This window comes from Phenylobacterium sp., assembly GCF_036263695.1.
GTDB lineage: Bacteria > Pseudomonadota > Alphaproteobacteria > Caulobacterales > Caulobacteraceae > Phenylobacterium.
Window position 1 is genome coordinate 1 of sequence record NZ_DATAGM010000065.1, and the last position, 2,964, is coordinate 2,964.

4 protein-coding genes are annotated in these 2,964 nt (G+C 70.6%); 3 read left to right on the forward strand and 1 reads right to left on the reverse strand.

Annotation, left to right across the window (positions count from 1 at the left end):
* The coding region (locus VHK87_RS02425) for a 3-hydroxyacyl-CoA dehydrogenase family protein (protein ID WP_329633305.1) at nucleotides 1-272 on the forward strand (272 nt) is incomplete at its 5' end.
* Here the strand turns inward: VHK87_RS02425 and VHK87_RS02430 are convergent.
* Nucleotides 269-928 carry a Fe2+-dependent dioxygenase gene (locus VHK87_RS02430; protein WP_329633306.1) on the reverse strand — a complete coding sequence of 220 codons (660 nt, stop codon included), beginning with the start codon at nucleotides 926-928 and terminating at the stop codon, nucleotides 269-271. The genes VHK87_RS02425 and VHK87_RS02430 overlap by 4 nt on opposite strands.
* Nucleotides 929-1,010: 82 nt before the next feature.
* On the opposite strand from VHK87_RS02430, the gene VHK87_RS02435 reads away from it, so the two are divergent.
* Together VHK87_RS02435 and VHK87_RS02440 are read left to right on the forward strand one after the other, a co-directional pair.
* Nucleotides 1,011-1,784, forward strand: coding sequence for a hypothetical protein (locus VHK87_RS02435; RefSeq protein ID WP_329633307.1), 774 nt, complete (start codon nucleotides 1,011-1,013; stop codon nucleotides 1,782-1,784).
* 86 nt (nucleotides 1,785-1,870) lie between these two features.
* Nucleotides 1,871-2,964 (forward strand): EAL domain-containing protein (locus VHK87_RS02440; RefSeq protein ID WP_329633308.1); only part of this gene is annotated, 1,094 nt, incomplete at its 3' end.

Sequence of the window (2,964 nt, forward strand, 5' to 3'; positions counted from 1 at the left end):
ACACCCTCTACGAGGGCGTCGGCACCGTGGAGGCCATCGACACGGCCATGAAGCTCGGGGCCAACCACCCGATGGGCCCGCTGGAGCTGGGCGACTTCATCGGCCTCGACACCGTGCTGTCGATCATGAACGTGCTCTACGAGGGTCTGGCCGACTCCAAGTACCGGCCCTGCCCGCTGCTGGTGAAGTACGTCGAAGCCGGCTGGCTGGGCCGCAAGACCGGCCGCGGCTTCTACGATTACCGCGGCGACCAGCCCGTCCCGACCCGCTAGGGCTCTCCCCACAGCCGCAGCAGGTTGCCGCTGGCCTTGTCCAGCAAGAGGCGCGCCTCGCCTTCAGGCAGCGCCGCGCGGACGCGGGCGAGGTCGAACAGCACCTCCCGCTCGTCGGCCCTGCGGATGAAGCTCTGGATCCAGCCCACGCAGGCCAGCCGCTCGCCCGACGTCACCGGCTCGACCCGGTGCAGGGCGCCGGTCGAGTAGACCACGAGGCTCCCCGCCGCCAGCTTGACCGCCCGCTCGCCCTCGAGCCCCTCGACCACCAGCTCGCCGCCCTCGTAGGCCTCGGGCTCGGAGAGGAAGAGGGTGAAGGACAGGTCGGTCCGCAGCTTGCCCCCGTCCGGCCCCATCAGCGCATCGTCCATGTGCGTGCCGTAGGTCTCGCCGGGGCCGTAGCGGTTGAACATCAGCGTCGACCAGCGGGCCGGCCGGGCGTAGGCGGCGAACACCTCGCTGCGCTCCAGCGCCTCGCGCACGAAGCGCCCCAGGGCCGCGATCTTGGGATTGTCCGTGTCGGCCTGGGTGTTGGCCTTGACCTTGCGCGCCGCTGGCCCCGCGGTACGCCGCCCGTCCAGCCACGGCGCCTCCGCCAGCGCCTCGCGGATGCGGGTCAGGTCTTCGGATTCGAGCACGCCGGCGAGCGTCAGCATGGCGCCCTCGTCCCACCTTTGCGAATGACTTGCAAGAGCAGGGGGTGCGTGATTAGGTCCGGGCACACCTGTGGAGCTTCCAATGACCGTTCTTCGCCCGAAACTCTGGACCAGCCTCTCGGCCGCCGTGCTGCTCGGCGCGGGCGTGGCCGCCTGTGGCGGCGAAGCGGGCGGGGAAGCTGGGGAAGCCGGCAAGGCCGCCGCCGTCGGGGAAGGCGGTGAGGCCGCCGAGCAGGGCGCGGCCAAAGCGGTGGGTGAAGGCGGTGAGGCGGCCGAGCAGGGCGCGGCCCAGGCCTACGGCGCCGTCCCCGCAGCCTCCAAGACGGCCCTGCAGATCGCCCACCTGAAGGGCTTCTTCCTGATCGCCCAGCAGCAGAAGGACGGCGCGGAAGCCGCCGCCGCCCTGGCTGGCCAGGGGATGCTGGAAGTGTTCGACAAGGATCCCGACACCTTCCGCACCGCCGGGGTCGACGAAGCCGTGCTGCGCAAGGCCGTCCAGTCGGGCTCGGCCGCGGACCTCAACGCCGCGGTCGCCAACCTGGACGCGGCGGCCGCCAAGGCCGGCGGTGATCCCGCCGAGGTGGTCAAGGGCCTGGTTTCGGTGGCCGAGGGCATCTACCGCGGCGTGGTGGTCGACGGCGTCGTCGATCCCATCGAGTACCAGCACTCGCTGGGCGCCATCCTGGCCGCGCAGTCGGCGGCGTCGCGGGCCGGCGACAACGCCAAGCTGACGGCCGCCAAGGCCGAGCTCGACAAGCTCGCGGCCCTGTGGACCGGCGCCGCCGCGCCGGAGACGCCGACGCCGCCGCAGCAGGTGTCCGCCCAGGCCTCGCGCGTGCAGCTGGCGCTCAGCTAGAGCGAGCAAAAGCCCGCGTCACCATTACATTCGACGAACGCCCCACAACCGTCCGATAATCCTGATTGATTCGGACGGGCGGGTTCATGCGACGGCTGACGCTTCCCCTGCTCCTGGGGGCATATTTCATCTCCGCTCTTGTGCTCGCCCTGACCTTGTGGCGAGGCGGCGGCGGCTGGACCGTGGGCGTGGCGGCCTTCGTCGGCGGCCTGTCCTTGGCGCTGGCCGTGCACGGGCTGATCGCCCGGGCGCTGGCCTCGGCCGAGGTCGCCGAGGACATCGAAGCCATCCGCGCCGCCCAGCGCATCCTGCTCGAGCAGATCGAGAAGATGGACGAGCGGGTCGCCGAGGCGGTCCAGGGCCTGGCCAAGGACGCCCGCAAGTCGGAGCAGCTGGCCGGCGAAGTGCACATGCTGGAGGACCTGGTCCACCGGCTGTCGGTGCGTATCTCCGACGGCATCCTGCCGCCCAGCCAGGCGCGTATGCCGCCCCAGCAGCAGGCCCAGTCCAAGGCCCTGCTGGAGACCGTCCGCGCCGCCCTGACCGAGAACCGCGTCGACCTCTATCTGCAGCCGATCGTCGGCCTGCCGCAGCGCCGGCGGATGTACTACGAGAGCTATTCGCGCCTGCGCGACGAGACCGGCCGGGTGCTGATGCCCGCCGAATACCTCAAGGTCGCCGAGCCCGAAGGGCTGATCACCGCCATCGACAACCTGCTGCTGTTCCGCTGCGTGCAGATCGTCCGGCGGCTGGCGAAAGAGGACCGCAAGGTCGCGATCTTCTGCAACATCAGCCAGGCCAGCCTGGCCGACGAGAGCTTCTTCCCGCAGTTCCTGGACCTGCTCTCCACCAACCGCGACCTGGCCGGCGCGCTGATCTTCGAGATGGGCCAGGCCGCGTTCGACGGGCGGGGATCGGTCGAAGCCCGCAACATGGCCAAGCTGGCCGACCTCGGCTTCCGCTTCTCCCTCGACAAGGTCACCGACCTGGACCTCGACTTCCAGGATCTGGCGCGCTCGGACGTGAAGTTCGTCAAGGTCGCCGCCCAGGTGCTGCTGGAGCAGCTGACCGAGCGCGATGGGCGGCTGGTGCTGCAGGCGATGCCGGACCTCGCCGCCGAGGACTTCGCCGGCCTCACCCGCCGCTACGGGGTCGAGCTGATCGCCGAGAAGGTCGAGAC